This window comes from Paenibacillus nuruki (assembly GCF_963311185.1).
Classification (GTDB): Bacteria; Bacillota; Bacilli; order Paenibacillales; family Paenibacillaceae; genus Saccharibacillus; species Saccharibacillus nuruki.
The window spans coordinates 1,385,265-1,402,452 of sequence record NZ_OY725677.1 but is presented as its reverse complement, the minus strand read 5'-3'; the positions used below and the strand labels follow the sequence as shown (position 1 = coordinate 1,402,452).

The 17,188-nt window shown below is 39.7% G+C and carries 13 protein-coding genes; 3 read left to right on the top strand and 10 right to left on the bottom strand.

Annotation, left to right across the window (positions count from 1 at the left end):
- Positions 1-3: 3 nt before the first annotated feature.
- The 3 genes from RCP16_RS06300 to glgB form a co-directional block, all read right to left on the bottom strand.
- Entirely contained in the window at positions 4-843 is an 840-nt protein-coding gene (locus RCP16_RS06300) for a hypothetical protein (RefSeq protein ID WP_308641903.1), read from the bottom strand.
- A 228-nt stretch (positions 844-1,071) separates the two neighbouring features.
- Positions 1,072-2,505, bottom strand: coding sequence for a glycogen synthase GlgA (gene glgA / locus RCP16_RS06295; RefSeq protein ID WP_069325950.1), 1,434 nt, complete (start codon positions 2,503-2,505; stop codon positions 1,072-1,074).
- 16 nt (positions 2,506-2,521) lie between these two features.
- Complete coding sequence (glgB, locus tag RCP16_RS06290; protein WP_069325951.1) at positions 2,522-4,444, bottom strand: 1,4-alpha-glucan branching protein GlgB; 1,923 nt, start codon at positions 4,442-4,444, stop codon at positions 2,522-2,524.
- Positions 4,445-4,740: 296 nt separating this feature from the next.
- Here glgB and RCP16_RS06285 point away from each other — a divergent pair, with 296 nt between their 5' ends.
- Positions 4,741-5,943, top strand: coding sequence for a glucose-1-phosphate adenylyltransferase (locus RCP16_RS06285; RefSeq protein ID WP_308641902.1), 1,203 nt, complete (start codon positions 4,741-4,743; stop codon positions 5,941-5,943).
- A 110-nt stretch (positions 5,944-6,053) separates the two neighbouring features.
- Here the strand turns inward: RCP16_RS06285 and RCP16_RS06280 are convergent, their stop codons facing one another.
- The 6 genes from RCP16_RS06280 to RCP16_RS06255 all read right to left on the bottom strand — a co-directional run bounded on the left by RCP16_RS06280 (position 6,054) and on the right by RCP16_RS06255 (position 12,629).
- Positions 6,054-7,118, bottom strand: a complete 1,065-nt coding sequence (locus RCP16_RS06280; protein ID WP_308641901.1) for a GNAT family N-acetyltransferase — start codon at positions 7,116-7,118, stop codon at positions 6,054-6,056.
- Positions 7,119-7,145: 27 nt separating this feature from the next.
- The gene (locus RCP16_RS06275; protein WP_069325953.1) at positions 7,146-8,549 is read right to left on the bottom strand and encodes a sensor histidine kinase; all 1,404 of its coding nucleotides are present in this window, start codon (positions 8,547-8,549) and stop codon (positions 7,146-7,148) included.
- The gene (locus RCP16_RS06270) at positions 8,549-9,247 is read right to left on the bottom strand and encodes a response regulator transcription factor (protein ID WP_069325954.1); all 699 of its coding nucleotides are present in this window, start codon (positions 9,245-9,247) and stop codon (positions 8,549-8,551) included. Before RCP16_RS06270 ends, RCP16_RS06275 begins: the two co-directional genes overlap by 1 nt.
- Positions 9,248-9,260: 13 nt before the next feature.
- Positions 9,261-10,544, bottom strand: coding sequence for a hypothetical protein (locus tag RCP16_RS06265; RefSeq protein WP_137221574.1), 1,284 nt, complete (start codon positions 10,542-10,544; stop codon positions 9,261-9,263).
- 12 nt (positions 10,545-10,556) lie between these two features.
- Complete coding sequence (locus tag RCP16_RS06260) at positions 10,557-11,282, bottom strand: phosphonate ABC transporter ATP-binding protein (RefSeq protein WP_308642452.1); 726 nt, start codon at positions 11,280-11,282, stop codon at positions 10,557-10,559.
- 162 nt (positions 11,283-11,444) lie between these two features.
- Positions 11,445-12,629 (bottom strand): MFS transporter, encoded by a 1,185-nt coding sequence (locus RCP16_RS06255; RefSeq protein ID WP_342671971.1) that lies wholly within the window; start codon positions 12,627-12,629, stop codon positions 11,445-11,447.
- A gap of 244 nt (positions 12,630-12,873) precedes the next feature.
- On the opposite strand from RCP16_RS06255, the gene RCP16_RS06250 reads away from it, so the two are divergent.
- Complete coding sequence (locus RCP16_RS06250; RefSeq protein WP_069325956.1) at positions 12,874-13,791, top strand: winged helix-turn-helix domain-containing protein; 918 nt, start codon at positions 12,874-12,876, stop codon at positions 13,789-13,791.
- A gap of 12 nt (positions 13,792-13,803) precedes the next feature.
- Complete coding sequence (locus tag RCP16_RS06245; RefSeq protein WP_069325957.1) at positions 13,804-14,571, top strand: HAD family hydrolase; 768 nt, start codon at positions 13,804-13,806, stop codon at positions 14,569-14,571.
- Positions 14,572-14,628: 57 nt separating this feature from the next.
- Here the strand turns inward: RCP16_RS06245 and RCP16_RS06240 are convergent, their stop codons facing one another.
- Positions 14,629-16,959, bottom strand: a complete 2,331-nt coding sequence (locus RCP16_RS06240; protein WP_308641900.1) for a type IA DNA topoisomerase — start codon at positions 16,957-16,959, stop codon at positions 14,629-14,631.
- Positions 16,960-17,188: the final 229 nt, after the last annotated feature.

Genomic DNA, 17,188 nt, shown 5'->3' with positions numbered 1-17,188 from the left:
GATTTAGAAGATATTTTTTAATAAAGCTTCTCTTATAGATATATCGTCAGAACAATGAGGACAATTCACTTTTCCTCCTAAATAAGCTAGCTGGGTTACCCGATATGTCATTTGCAATGAAGTCATATACGTATATAACCATTTCAGATCCTCTTGGTTCTGATATTCCGCATCCGGTCGTATTTTTTGATAGTTTGCTTCTATATTCATCACTGGATCTGTAGGATAAGCTCGCCATTCGGTGAGTTCACTATTTTGATCGGTCCATATATAGAGATCTTGATCACAATTAGGACATGCCCCTATGTATTCTTCACCATCACTGTACATAAGAAAACATTTCGCCCAATGTCGGTATCCTTGCAAAGCAGCTATAGCAGCTAAAAGATGAATCTTTTCACTCTCTTCAACCTCATAGATCTGTGTGATAATTTTGTCTAAAACGGACTCTAACCTTAGTATCGATTGTTGATACGATTGGTATACATCCACTACTTCTTCAGTATCTAAATCTGTAAAATAATCATACCACTCTTTAGATGGTTCATGAGTGTCTTCACCTATAGGCAATTCATTCCACGCTTCAAACATTCCACATACGATATAAATATCCAGTTGAGTCTGAAGATCAGAAGCTTCCAGTGCCATCTGTACCAAATACGGAACCGATACGTACGTACTAGGATAAATTGTGTTCTGATGATATAACTCTTCATAATATAATTCGTTTGCTTGCTCTTGATCATAATGTTGTTGTAATGATGTGATAAGTGAAGGAATATGTCCACCGTTACCATACGGCCCGTGGAGAAGTTCCCATTTTGTACTGGTTAGACTAAGCATATGTATTTCCACCTTTTACTGTTATTTAGAGTGTCTCATCGATAACTTAATCAAAAGCAAGAATCATCTCTACCTCTTGATTGATTTATCCATATAGATAATGCACGTTATAACCAAATCATCCTATACAAAATAAGAAAAGGCTACCCGTTATCATTTATTTTGCGGGTAGCCTTTTCTGGCTTCACTCATTGAGCTTAACCTACTATTTTGAATTATTATACGACCTTAAGATTCAGATGCTTTACGATACACTTCTAGATATTCTTGCGCAGATACCTGCCAGCTATATTCGCCAGTGATCGCATTTTTCACAACTTTTTTCCACTCTTTAGGTTGATTATAAATAGATAATGCACGACGAATAGTGAATAACATATCATGTGCATTGTAAGCAGCAAATGTAAATCCTGTACCTTCGCCTGTAAATTCGTTATACGATTGTACCGTATCATTCAATCCACCGGTTTCACGAACAATTGGAATACTACCATAACGCATCGCTAACAATTGACTGATCCCGCAAGGTTCGAATTTGGAAGGCATCAAGAACATATCACTACCTGCATAGAAACGGCGTGCTACGCCTTCACTGAATCTAATCTCTGCCGCAAGCTTAGTAGAGTGACGAGACAGCGCTTCACGGAACCAATCTTCGTATTCTTGCTCACCTGTGCCCAAGATAACAAACTGTACATCATCATAATATAATAGTTCATCAAGTACACGAGTGACGAGATCTAATCCTTTCGATTCAGCCAAGCGAGTAACCATAGAAATCATAGGGATTTTAGCATCAATTGGTAATCCTAATTCTTCTTGTAATGCCAACTTATTAGCTGTACGCTTCGCTGTTGCACTACGATAATTACTGGTTAGATACGTATCTGTTGCTGGATTATAACTCTTCGTATCAATTCCATTCACAATCCCGTGCAAGCGATCACCCAGTGAGCCTAACAACCCTTCTAATCCATAGCCATAATAAGGCATTTTGATTTCTTCCGCATAGGTTGGACTTACCGTAGTCACTTGATCAGCGAACACGATTCCACCTTTCATAAAGCTTACATTACCATGATATTCGATTCCCTCAGATTGGAAATAACGATCATCCATGCCAAGTAAATCACCCAATACAGAATAAGGGAAAATACCTTGATATAGCAGATTATGAATCGTAAATACGCTGTGGATATCTGCATAGAACGGGTTATAACGGTATTGTGCTTTAAGTAACATCGGTACCATGCCTGTATGCCAATCATGAGCATGAATAATATCAGGTTGGAATTCGATCACTGGTAAAATATCTAACACAGCACGGTTAAAGAAAGCAAAACGCTCCCCATCATCTCCATACCCGTAGATCCCATCACGTCCAAAATAATACTCGTTATCGATCATATATACGGTCACACCATTTTCGATATATTGCATAATACCGCAATATTGACTACGCCATCCCACTTGTACTTGAATCACTTTCAATAAGACAGACTTTTCACGAATGGGTGCAGGGATACTTTTATAAAAGGGTAATACGATCCGTACATCTGCCCCTTCTTTTTGAAGAGCTTGAGGCAATGCGCCAATAACGTCAGCAAGACCTCCTGTTTTGATAAAAGGATTCGCTTCTGCTGCTGCAAATAAAATATTCATCGTTTATGTCCTCCTTCTATGATTTGCGTCTATTGGAAGTGCGACGCTTTAATATAAGCACGCTAAGTGGTGGTAAAGTGATTTCGATACTTTGCTCTTGCTGATGGAACGGTTCTTTTTCAGAAAAGACTAATGATTCTGTTCGTCCACCTGTTCCGCCAAAGCGAGGCTCATCACTATTCCATATTTCTTCATATGTTCCTGCTTTCGGTACACCTACACGATAATTCACTTGTGGAATGGGTTGGAAATTAATCGCAATAATCAGTGTATCGTTAGTTTTCTTACCTTTACGCATATACGTAATCACACTACGTGCAGCATCGTCTGCATTTAACCATTCATACCCTTCCCACTCATGATCTTGTTCCCACAAAGCAGGTAATTGTAGATAGAGATGATTTAGCTCGCGTGTGTAACTTTTCATTTTCTGATGCATATCGTATTCAAGCAGTAACCAATCCAATTGATCTTGATCTTTCCATTCGATAAATTGCCCAAATTCGCCACCCATAAATAATAACTTTTTGCCCGGGTGGGTCATCTGATAAGCCAGTAACAGACGTAGTCCTGCGAACTTCTGCTCATAGCTACCCGGCATTTTATCAAGTAGCGACTTCTTACCATGCACCACTTCATCATGAGAAAGAGGTAACGTGGAATTTTCTGCAAATGCATAGGTAATCGGGAACGTTAACAGATTATGTTTACTAGGGCGCTGGTCGAAGTCTGATTCGACATAGTCTAGCGTATCGTTCATCCAACCCATACTCCATTTATAGTTAAATCCAAGCCCGTTTTCATGTGCAGGCTTCGTCACACCCGGCCACGCACTGGATTCTTCTGCCATCATCAGAGCATGAGGGTAATATTGAAAAATCGTTTTGTTGAGCTGTTGCAAAAACGAGATCGCTTCTTTATTTTCAGCTCCACCTTGTTCGTTCGGCTTCCAGCCTCCAACCGTTTCTCTACCAAAATCAAGTCGGATCATACTGGTAACTGCATCGACACGCAGACCATCAAAATGGAACATTTCCATCCAATATAAGGCACTCGATATTAGAAAAGAACGAACTTCTGGCTTACCAAAGTCAAATGATAATGTACCCCATCCGATCTTTTCAGCTCGATCTGGGTCAGCATATTCATATAGTGGTGTACCATCAAACATTCTCAGACCATGTGCGTCTTTGGTGAAATGTCCTGGAACCCAGTCTAAGATCACACCGATATTCGCTTGGTGACAAGCATCTACAAAATACATTAATTCTTGTGGTGTTCCATAACGACTGGTTGGTGCAAAATAGCCAGTACTTTGATAACCCCATGATAGATCATACGGATGTTCGGTTAGTGGCATCAATTCCAAATGCGTATATCCCATATCTACCAAATAAGGAATTAGGATATCTGCCAACTCACGATAGGTATAAAAGCTCCCATCTTCTTTTTGTTTCCATGTTCCAAAATGCATTTCATAAATATTAAGTGGTTTACGATAAGGTGCGCGACGTTTGCGTCTCCATACCGCATCATTCCATGTATATCCTGCTAATGAAGAAACAACAGAAGCTGTCGCTGGTCGAACTTCAGCATAATGCGCATACGGATCAGCTTTAAGAAAAGGCACCCCATTAGATGGAGTAATATGATATTTATACAGACTGCCTTCATGAACATTCGGCAGAAATCCTGTCCATACTCCTGAGTTGGGAAGCTTATGTAATGGATGATGTTCGCCATCCCAATTGTTCCAGTCTGCTGCGACTCCGACATGTATGGCATCAGGTGCCCATACCGTAAAGCGTACACCAGACTCACCATTTTCTGACGTCACATGAGACCCAAAGTGACGATACGTATGATAATTTGTGCCTTCATGAAAAAGATAAAGTTCCTCAGGAGTTGGTTCTCCATAAACTGTTCGTTTTTGACTCAAAAAATCACCCCCGCTACATAGTAGATGTATGTTTATTTTTTACATTATTTTATATCTTCTACTTCTATTCTAGTTTATTATCCTTCTGATTAGAATAGGTAAACGATTTAAGTCACTAACCACAATTATTACCCGTATTTGTTCTAGTTGAAAAGACCTTTCTACGCAATTAGGGGAACAAAGAATTGGTTAATGAAAAAATTTTACAATAAACTTGTTTCAACCAATATCTTTCAAGGTTATAAATTATTACATCATCACGAGCGTTGTCACTATACAGTTGGAGGGAAAAGTTAATGAAAAATCAAAAGTGTGTTGCTATGTTGCTGGCCGGAGGAGAAGGGCGCAGACTCGCACCACTTACATCAATTGTAGCCAAACCAGCAGTTCCGTTTGGCGGAGACTTCAAGATTATTGATTTTCCTCTCAGTAATTGCGTGAATTCAGGCATTGATACGATCGGTGTACTGACGCAATATGAAGCAGCATCGCTTCATGACCATATCGATCAAGGGGATGCTTGGTCCACATCCGATCTTCAAATGAACATCTCTCTGTTGTCTTCTGAAGCAACAGGTGAATATATGGGAACAGCCGATGCGATCACGAAAAATATCGCTTATCTTGATGCGCTTAATCCTGAAAATGTTTTGATTCTTTCAGGCGATCATATTTATCACATGGATTATAGTGATATGATTAACTACCATCAAGAACACAATGCTATGGCAACTATTTCTGTTATGGAAGTTCCATGGGAAGAAGCAAGTCGCTTTGGTGTGATGAGTACTGACTCTTCAATGAATATTACCAAATTCTCTGAAAAGCCTGCTCAACCAGAAAGTAATCTAGCTTCTATGGGTATCTACGTATTTAACTGGCAATATCTTAGACGTCATCTAATCGAAGATGCAGTCAAAGCAGATTCCAATCATGATTTTGGTAAAGATATTATTCCGCAAATGTTGGCAGAACACCAAATCGTGGTAGCTTACGAATTCCAAGGGTACTGGAGAGACGTAGGTACAATCGATAGCTTATGGGAAGCGCATATGGATATTTTAAGTCAAAATCAACAGTTTGAACTTAAAAATGAAGCTTGGCCGATGTTCTCACCTAGTTTAAATGCTACAAATACGATCGCTCGTGAACGTCAAGTCCCTCAATGCTCTATGGTTAGCGATCAAGCGGTATTAGAAGGCGATGTACAACGTTCTGTTGTATTTAACAACGCTGAAATCGGTAAGTTCGCCGATGTTCGTCATAGTGTGATTATGCCAGGTGCAATTGTAGGAAAAAATGCTCGTGTAGAATATGCGATTGTCGCTGAAGGGGCAGTGATCAAAGAAGGTGCAGTCATCAAAGGTACTGCTGATGATATCAAAGTTGTTGCTCCTTATGAGATTATCCATGCTAAGCCTGTTGTTCGTACACAACCTGCTCGTTTACTTCAAGAAGTTTATGATAAATCCACTAGATTGCGTGCTGGCGGATTGTAATTTATTACATCCTTTTGGTAAATATAGATTATTTCAATGATGATCATTACGATATACAACGTATAGAATAAATAAAAAGCGGTAGCCTTATGGCTCCGCTTTTTATTTTGCTATTGTAATGCTTTCCACTCGTGTTCGAGTATACTCATCTCGTATACACTGTAATACTGACCGTTTAACCAAGAAGAATCGCGCATTAATCCTTCTTTACTAAATCCACAAGACTCATACAATTGAATTGCTGATCCATTATAATCATACACACCTAAAGTGATACGATGCATTCCTAAAGTATCAAAACCAATCCGTAATAGCTCTTGAATCATTTGTCGCCCGTAGCCTTTCCCTCTCGCTTCAGGATCACCGACTAATAATTTGGATATACGTGCAGACCGGTTACTACGATCTATTTTACTTAACGCTACATGCCCTATTTTACGATTTGTCATGCGATCTACAGCTATATAGATCAACTGATCTGAAAATCGTGGATGATTCGCTCCTTTTATATGAGCATTAAGATCATCTTGATCTAGCGGATACTCCCAGCCTGATCCACTCCATTGTTGTAGAAACACAGCATCTCCCGACCATTCTAACAACTGATCGAAATCTTTTTCCAGAAAATACTCTAACCGAATCTGATGATCTTTGGCAGGCGCAAGCTTTTCATAAAGACTAGCTAGGCGACCTTTTACCTCATGTGTACCCATATAACGAAAATCTTGACTTTGATAAAAGCGATTCAAAGTAGGTAAATGCGCCATGCAATCTAGGCGAAGCCCTTTTTTACCCGAACTATGTGCATAATCACTAGCCCACTGAATAGCAATAGCTCCTAGCCCTACACTGCGAAAATCTTGATGTACCGTTAAACGATGCAAATAAAAGTAATCTTCATCATTCAGCTGTTGCCAGTACTCCAGATCGCCTGCTTGTAAAGTAAACATAGCGGCTGGTTGCTCTGCCATGTATAGAATAAACACTTCTCGTTCTAGAAAATAGCTATGAATCAACTCAGGAGTAAACATTTCCTTTTTCCATTGTTCTATGCCTTTAGACTCCATCCACTCTGCTGCATTCACTAACAAAGAGGTTACCTGTTCAGCATGTTGCTGATTTGCTTTAATAATACGAAGTGGCAAATCGTTAACTTGAGGTTGCTGTAATGTCAAATGGTGATCCCCCTTGTTTAGTCTGTTTTAAGTTAGTTGTAGTATTTCTTGCTGTTTGGTTAATGGAAGTTCTATCATAACTGTGGTGCCTTTTTCGATCTCACTATCAATATACATTTCACCATTATGCAATTGTACAATCTGCTGTGTAATCGCAAGCCCCAAGCCTGTTCCGCCCCGGTTCGGATTCACCTGGAAGAAGCGATCTTTTACTTTTTCCAAATGTTCCTGACTAATACCGATTCCTGCATCTTGAATCGATATTCGTACACGTTCAGGGGAGACTTCTGTAAGCATAATAAAGATTGTAGATTCTTCCGGTGAAAATTTGATCGCATTATCGACAATATTTAGAAAAACTTGCTTTAGACGGTTACCATCGGCTTGTACTATAAAAGGACGAGCACCGGGTTCTAACTTCAGCTGAATTTTTTTCTGCTCTGCTTTTGCCCAGACATTAAGCATCGTCTCTTGCAATACTTCTTTAAGATTAACTTCCCCGATCACCATTTTCATCTGATTCTGTTGCAATTTAGAGAAATCAAGCATTTCTTCTACTAATCCAATCAGACGATCGGTTTCTTTGGAAATAATGCTCATCCCAAGCTTAGTCTCTTCTGGATCAAATCCACCTGAGACTAGCGTTTCACTCCATCCTTTAATCCCGGTAAGAGGTGTTCGCAATTCATGAGAGATCGAAGAGATAAAGTCGTCTTTAATCTGATTACTACGAATAATTTCTTCAGCCATATAATTCAGTGTTGAAGCAAGCTCACCAATTTCATGAGGATAGTTCCCCTTGATTCGGGCGTTAAAGTCTCCTTTTGCCATCAATGTCGAGACACCGATAATATTGTTCAGCGGTCGTACAATTGAATTAGCCAGCCCTAAGCTTACAACCAGTACAATAATCAAGACTGCGGCTCCAACGCCTACAGCAACCATTGTAATCGTTAATAACTTCTGATTAACACGCTCTAGTGAAGTAACATAACGAACCAGATAATTATCACCATTCACTTGAATTTGTCTTGTAACCGCCATAACATTTTCACCTGTGCCAGCTTGCTTGCCAATCCAACGTCCAGTAGAGCCTGCTAATGCTTGCGGGATATCACCGGTCTGAATTGGCTTATCGACTCTAAAGTTGGTTGAGTTCTGCAACACATTTCCCTGTGTATCCAGCAATTGAACTTCAACCGTATCACCTAGCTCATAACGTTGAATAATTTCTTGATATTTCACAGGGCTAGACTGATCACTGATATAATTCTGTGGTACATCTGTCGAACTATTCAAATAATTGTAAATACTGTCGTAATAATATGTGCGCATAGAAAACAGAAATACCAATTCTACCAAGAGTAACGCCAGAAATACTACAATAAAGTAATGTAGAACAATCTGGCGGCTAATGCCTTTTTTGATCATTAGGACTCCCGGCCTCTCCATTTATAACCATGTCCCCACACTGTTTGCAGGAATTCAGGTTCAGACGGATTGTTTTCGATTTTTTGACGCAAACGACGAATATTTACATCTACAATTTTGGGATCACCCATATACTCTTTGCCCCATACATGATCTAAAAGTAGATCACGACTAAGCGGTGTATTTTCTTTTTCTAGGAAAAATTGAACCAATGAGAACTCGGTAGGTGTCAATTCGATTTGTTGCCCTTTTTTCTTGAACTGTTTGGAGATAAGATCCAAAGTGAAAGGTCCTGATTCAAACGATACTTTGGTATTGGATTCACGTTGTACATTCACACGACGTAACAAAGATTGAATACGAGCGATCAATTCTGTTGGGCTAAATGGCTTGCTAATATGATCATCTGCACCTACAGATAAAGCATAGACTTTATCTTGCTCTTGAACTTTAGCTGTTAGGAAGACAATCCCAATCCGTTCATTTTTTTCACGAATACGGCGACAGACTTCGAATCCGTCGATCCCCGGAACCATGACATCTAGTAAAGCAATATCGATATCCGGTACCGTTTCTAACATATGCAGCGCTTGTTCACCGTTCTCAGTCTCAATCACTTCAAATCCATTGCGCTTTAAGTTAATAATAATAAAACTACGGATTGACTCTTCATCTTCCATAATTAACACTTTACTCATAAAAAAGGCCCCCTCAATTCAATATCAGATTATTTTTTGTATTTTGCCAAAGTGCAATGTATTGATCATTAGAGTTGGTAATAAGCTCCCAATCTTTACTCGCTTGGTTGGCCCATTGGGTTGAAGTGAAGAAGCGTACTTCAGCTACTTTTTCTCCCGTATCTTTTAAAATAAAGCGTAAATCTTGATCTTTATTAGACTTGGTATCGAGCGTAATCTTATCATTCCATTCTGGCGCAAATTTGAGTACAAATCGTCCCGAATCATCTCGATATTGCTGACTGACTAATTTCAGACCATTATCTCCATCCCATTGATAATAATACGTAAAGTATGGAATTTCGCTAGGCTCAATATTTTCCCAGCCTAATGGAATTTGTAGCATTCCAATTTCCAATAATCCATCTCCATTAACATCATCACTATAGATCAGAGAGTCTTTGAATGTAGCCGCTCTGCCTAAAGGGAATACATCTCGAAGCTTATTATTTTCCATAATAATGAGGTGTGTGAATCCAGAGGAGATCCCTAGTAATTGATCCATAATAATACCATTCTGGTCTTTAGACACTTTGCCAGATACTACATTATAGAATCCTAAAGTAATCGTTGAATCCAGATCAATCGAATCCACTTCTTGAAAACCGTCTTTGTAGCGGAAATTAGTAATCGTCAAATAACTGTTACGACTCATGTACATCGTCGTTAGATCATCAATGCCATCACCATTCATATCTAATATCTCATAATAAGTGTATGGCTTTTTATCTACAATATTCAACTCACCTTTGTCATAACTATAAATAACTAGATTTTTCTGCATGCTATCTACGCCACTATTGATCGTATTGATCGCATTCGAATAACCGACGATCAGGTCTTTATGACCATCATGAGTAATATCTTTGATTTCTACACTTTCTAGCACATATCCTTGACCTTCAATATCTCTTTTTTTAACCCAATCAGAACCCGACTGTTCAAAAATCATTCCGTTAATTCGCGCATCTGACGTGGTGTAGAAAGCGATAGCTTCCATTTTGCCGTCTCCATCTAGATCTGCTTGTTGAATCCAATCGTTAGCATTCCCATTTTTGGGATTGGCAAGTTTGGCTCCTGGAGGTAATGCTGCTTGGATGGTGCTACTTAATGTCTGTTTATCCGAAGGAAGCTGTGGCAACTGCATAAGCCCTTTCGGATCTGAAATGAGTTCACAACCACTCAACAAGATCAGTAATGTAGTGACTGTCGCCAAGCGCACCCATAGATTCCATTTCAATAGTATCACTCTTTTCATTAACTAAATCTGTTATAACAATCGACGTTCTGAACTGGTCAATCGTCTACCTTTAATATCAAAAGCAATATGTCCTTCTTGTAATCCAATAATACGAGTTGCATATTTTTCTGCTAACTCTAATGGAATCACTGTAATGATCGTGACTCGTTCACTACTACATAGCGCGCGAAGTGTTTTGATAACATCTTCCCCTGACTTCGGATCAAGCCCTGTAATCGGTTCATCCGCTAAAACTACTTTGACACCATGAGCAAGCGATCGTGCAATCGCTACACGCTGACGCTCCCCACCACTTAACGTACTGGCTTTCTGATGTGCTTTATCTAATAAGCCCAGACTTTCCAGTACATCCATTGCGCCCATATAATCATCGGATCGCACCATACCTGTAAGCATACGCCAGATTGGGGTTTGTCCGGCTTGTCCGATCAACACATTTTTGAGCGCTGTTCGGTCAGGATGAAGTTGAGGGCTTTGTTCAACATATGCCCATTCACGCGATATTTTGCGTTTACCGCTAAAGCCTGCTTTCATAATATCGATATCACCGACCTGAAAACTACCATCTGTCCATGATTCTTTCATTGCCAGACATTTAAGTAATGTACTTTTACCACTACCGCTCGGTCCCAAAATAGCGATCATTTCACCATGTTGAATTTCTAGGTTAATCCGATCCAATACTTTGGTTTTATGTTCACCGACCGTTTTTGTAAGATTCTCTATTTTGATCATCGACATCTATTATGAGCCGCCCTTCTCTATCTAGTGATTGCTTAAGACTTATTCGTGTTTACTATCATCTGTATATACGTGAATACTGTTTGAGTGTTGAGGTGTAGCCATCACTTATTAGTTTAGGGGAAAAAGCACAGAAATGCCATCTACGGCACCGGATTATTTCGATTTTTCTTTAAATATAAAACCTGTTGCTGCAAAAATCATATAACAACCACCCAAAACCCAAAATAAACTAGCTGTTGAGCCCATCTCGATTCCTTTTCCGCCTAGCGCCGGTCCAATAATACTTCCTGCATTAAAATGGAACGAAGCTAAGACATTAGCTGCCGGCAAATACATTTTGGGTAACATATCTGCGGCATAAGCAAGTCCAAGTGAAAAGAAAGAACCGATCAGACCTCCAGCCAATGCAAAAATAGCTGCAATAGCGATCATATTTGTTTCTGCCATCGGAACGAATAAGAACAACAATCCGCCTAGCCCTCCACAGATCATAAGCATTTTTTTGCGTCCATAGCGATCGCTTAATATTCCCAAAGGAAGTTGAAGAATCAATCCTCCGATACCGATAAAAGGAAGTAAGAAGGCGATATCCCCTGTAGAAAAGCCGACTCTTAATCCATAGACAGGGAAATTGCTATTCATTGCCGCTTCCATATATCCGTATAGAAATGCTGGGATAAGTGCATACCATGCCCAGCTATAACTTTTAACAAAACGGCGTTGTGCAGGTTCATTGGTTGCTGTTTTTTCAGGAGTTCCATTCGGTAACTTCCAGATTACTAGCATAACTACGATTAGAAATAATCCAGCAAGTAAAAGAAACGGTGCATAGATACCCCAATCTAACAATTTAATACCAAGTGGTCCAATACTGAATCCTATACCATACGACATCCCGTATATCGAAAGGTTACGTCCTCTATGTTCAGACGGCGTGACCATAAGTACCCATAATTGAGCAGAATAATGAACAGCACTATCTCCGATACCGACTAATAACCGAAGCACGAACCAGAAGGCGATACTTGGGTACACTGGAAATAGAGGCAAAGTGATAAGGACTAACAATAATCCTCCTAGCATTAACTTTTTAAATCCTAAAACGCCTAACAATCGTTCTGCAACCAGTGTCATACCGAATGAACCGATATACAATACTGCGGCATTCAATCCATTTAACGTGGAAGAAACGCCCATTTTTTCTAGAAAAATAGCCAGTACAGGTAATAACATTCCCTGACTAATCCCTGCTACTATAATAGCAATAATCAAAATAGCAAAATGAATTTTGGATACAGAATGAATCGATTGCGAATGTTGGGACGATGTTTTGAGCACGACGGTTCCTCCAATTATGTAATGAAACAAGATGTAAATGAATCATAAAATCTTTTTTTTGCGAAATACCATCCGAACATTATAGTAGACAATGTATAAGTAAACAAGCCATAATAACAGGACGATAACCGATGGTATAACTTGATATTAGACGTACAAACAGGTTATATTGTTACACTATGTTGAATCTAAAATCAGATTCATTTATTGTTGAATAGATACTATTTGGGAGGGTTCTGGTTTCATGAGCTATGACGTGAAAATAGATGTGTCTCCGATCTACGATTTACTAGGAAGTTTTATGGTCTATGTGACCAAAAAATGGATTCGTGATATCGATCTGGGTTCAGAATGGATCAGAGACATCGACAACCAACTAAGCCCTGGAGTACGCTCTGCTATATTGGAAGCTTCTTCGTGGCCTTTTGATGATTTTGATGTATTGTATGCCTGGGCAAGCTGTCGTCATGCCGACGGTTCTGTTCGTGATTTTTTAGATCATTTAGAAAATGCACCTGAAGATGAAATGTGGAATGAGATTCATGAACTGCTCCCGGCTATGACATTAATTGATACAAGACGGATCCAGACCAGTTATGCTCCACTGTTAAAATTATGGTATGAGCATTATTTTCATCATATGGAAGCTGAAATTCTTGAATTGATCACAGAAGACGCTAAAGAGAAAAAAGGGTTGCTGGATAAAATGGACCCTACAGCTCTGATTGAATATGCTTCAGGCGGCTTAGTGGTAGATCCTTTCCCTGAACTGAACACGGTGATCTTATTCCCTACTGTACACAATCGTCCGATCAATACGTATTGCTTCTATGAAGGTGTATTATTGATTCAATATCCGGTTGATGTACCTGAACAAGACGAAGAAGATCCACCAAATGTGTTGCTACGTATGACACGAGCATTATCCGATCCAGAACGTCTGCGTATGCTGCGCTATATTGGCGGTGAACCGCGTTCTCTGCAAGATATGGCTCACTATCTATTACAACCGCAAGAATCGCTTATGCATCATCTGATGATGCTTAGAGTGGCAGGCTTATTACGTATCCACCTCGGTAGAGGCGATATTGAACGTTTTAGTATTCGACAGGACGGTGCTTCTGAGCTTCAACTGTTCCTCGAATCGTATATCCGTATTTAAGGAGTGACTCACATGAAAGATATCAGACATCAGCACCTTATCTTTGATATGGATGATACGCTGATCCATTGTAACAAATATTTCAATCTTATTTTAGACGAATTTATTAGCTTATTATCAGAATGGTTTAACAATCACGACATCACTATGGAAGCGATTCGGCAAAAGCAGATCGAAATTGATGTAGCTGGCGTTCACAGAGTCGGATTTGCTAGTGAACATTTTCCCAAATCATTAGTTGAAACGTACCATCATTTCAGTGAATTATTTGGACGACCTATTAACGAAAAAGAAGAAACTCAATTGCGTTTACTCGGCAATAGCGTCTATGAGAAAGAAGTCGAACCTTATCCGGGTATGGTTGAAACGCTAGAGATTCTTCAACAAGCAGGACACACCTTATATCTTTATACCGGTGGCGAAACGGTGATTCAACAACGTAAGATTGATCAGATGAAATTAACCTCTTATTTCGAATCCCGTATCTTTATTCGTCAACACAAAAATATTCATGCGCTCGAAGAAATTATTAATTCTCATGTACTTCCACGTCAGGATACTTGGATGATCGGTAATTCTTTACGTTCTGATGTTCAGCCGGCTCTACATGCTTCATTGAATACGATCTATCTCAAACAATCTCATGAATGGGCTTATGACGTTGTTCAACTTCAGCATGAAGATGATCTTCCGTTCTATACCATATCGCAATTGATTGAAGTACCTCAAGTTATTCATGACAGCTTAACTCAACAGCAAAAGAAACGGACTTCGGGTTAACTCCCGGTCCGTTTTTTCATGTGTACATAGCTTATTCCTACAAAATAAATCTTAGATTTATTTCACAGCTTCTACAATTAATTTGCCTGATTCTTGATCCACTAACTTGATCCGTCCTTTATGTGTTTCATTGCCTTTTTTGAAAGCAAGTGCTTGAGTCTCACCTTTTTGCAATAACGTTTTGAGCATAGATACCGATATTTTTTTACCGGCAAATTCTTTCCAGATCACAAAAGTACATCCTTTTTTGAAATGCGAGCAACCGTACCCTTTGCGTCCTTCAATAATTTGTCCACCGCAATTAGCATTAGGGCATGTCCCCAGTGCGGTATGTTCTCCAGCTGCTCCCATCGATACAGTTGCTGTCGCTGAACGTGCTGTTGATGGAGCTTTGTTAGACGCTGACTTGGTAGTGGCTTGGTTAGCAGCACTACTTTTACTACGATTGGTTGCACCTGTACTTCCTTTACTTGAAGCCGTCTTTGTCGATGTTGATGAACGTTTACCTTTACTGTTAGAACGGGAATCATCGCCAAACCGCCCAGCAATCGCAGGGGTCTGTGTTTTTACTTTTTCAATCACAGAAGCGGCAAATTTCTTAACACTTTCCAAAAAACGATCTGAATCTGCTTCTCCACGTGAAATTTGGTTCAGTCGACGTTCCCATTGACCTGTCATTTCTGGAGAAGTCAGTAGTTCCACTCCAGCAGCACGAATCAATTCAATAGCGGCTCGACCTTTCAATGTTAATTCCATCTTTTTGCCTTGTGTGTTGATATATCCAACTTGCTTTAATCGTTCAATCGTTGCCGCTCGCGTTGCGGGTGTACCCAGACCCGATTCTTTCATCGCATCACGCAATTCTTCATTTTCAATCTGCTTACCCGCACTCTCCATCGCTTTGAGCAATGTACCTTCGGTATAGTGCTTGGGCGGTTGAGTTGCTTTCTCTTTCACTTCTGCTTTGCTACATTGCACAGATTGCTGATCATTGATGACAAATGGCTCTTGAACTTCTTCTTCAGGTTCTTCTTCTTTACCATTTTCACCTTTGCTTGCAGACTTGCTTGAAGATTTGGATTTATCTTTATCCGGCAATGTGGCTTTCCAACCTAGAAATAGTAGTTCTTTTACCGCCGTTTTGAATGTTTCCTGTTCTACCGTTGTCATTACCGTATGATGCTTGTATTCAGCAGGTGGATAAAATTGAGCTAGAAAACGACGTACAATCAGATCATACAATTGCTGTTCTTCTTTGCTAAGGGTGCCCGGCTTTTTTAATGTCGGCAAAATAGCATGGTGATCTTCCACTTTGGATGGATTACAGACTGCTTTATTGTTTATATGCACTCGTTTACCTTCTGCGCCTTCTGCTAATTGTTCATACGGTGTATTTTTGAGCATACCGAGAACTTTATGCATTCCATCAATATTCTGCTCTGTTACATAGTTAGAGTTGGTACGTGGATAGCTGATCACTTTATGTTTTTCATATAAAGCTTGCGCCGTATCCAATGTTTTTTTAGCAGAGTAACCAAACTTGGCATTCGCATCCCGTTGTAATAACGTTAGATCATACAATTTGTATGGATACTCTTTACTTTCACGAATATCGTATTTGGTGATACGACCTTCTTTACCTTTTACTTTATCTGCAATCGCTTGTCCCTTAGCTTGATCGGTAATACGATCGCCTTGCCAGACTCCAGTGTAACTTTTATCTGCTTGCTTAAACGTAGCGCGTACTTCATAAAACGTTTGCGAATCAAACGCTTCGATTTCTTTTTGCCGATCATAGATTAGCGCTAATACAGGCGTCTGTACACGTCCAACAGATAATAGATTATTATGCTTGATCGTAAATGCACGTGAAGCATTCATGCCGATCAACCAGTCTGCTTCACTACGTGCTCTTGCTGCACGAGTTAAATTGTCAAATTCTTGTCCATCTTTTAATTCAACAAACCCTTTGCGAATACTTTCTGGTGTCAGATCAGATATCCATAAGCGCTTGACAGGCTGTGTAAGCTTCAATTGACGCTGGATTAACGCAAATATATGTTGCCCTTCCCGTCCGGCATCACAGGCGTTTACAATGCGGTCACAGCGCTTGGCTAATTCTCCGATCGTATTCAATTGATCTTTGGTTCTTGGGTTAGGTACTATTTTGAATTGTTCTGGAATAATAGGCAGATCGCCGAAGTTCCACTTTTTATATTTGGGATCATACGCATCCGGTTCGGCTAGCCCTATTAAATGACCGATTGCCCATGTAATAATATATTGTTCCCCTTCCAGATATGTACGGTGATTGCGTGCTTTAGGCTCCATCACAGCAGCAATATTCCGTCCCATATCTGGCTTTTCTGCTACGATTAATATTTTCATTTCGTTCATTCCTTTCCGGGAATGGATTGCATCTTAGCGGCAAAAAGGGACCACACCCTGGAGTGTAGCCCCCTTGCCCACGTACTTGCTATTGCTATTTATTATACCATAGCCTTATTCAAATTTCGATTGAAGTTTTAGGCTTTTCTTTTGAGCTTAGACCGATATTTGAAATCAAGATTAGCAAGTTAAATACAATAAAAGCTAGGGTACGCCAGCAATATCTTCG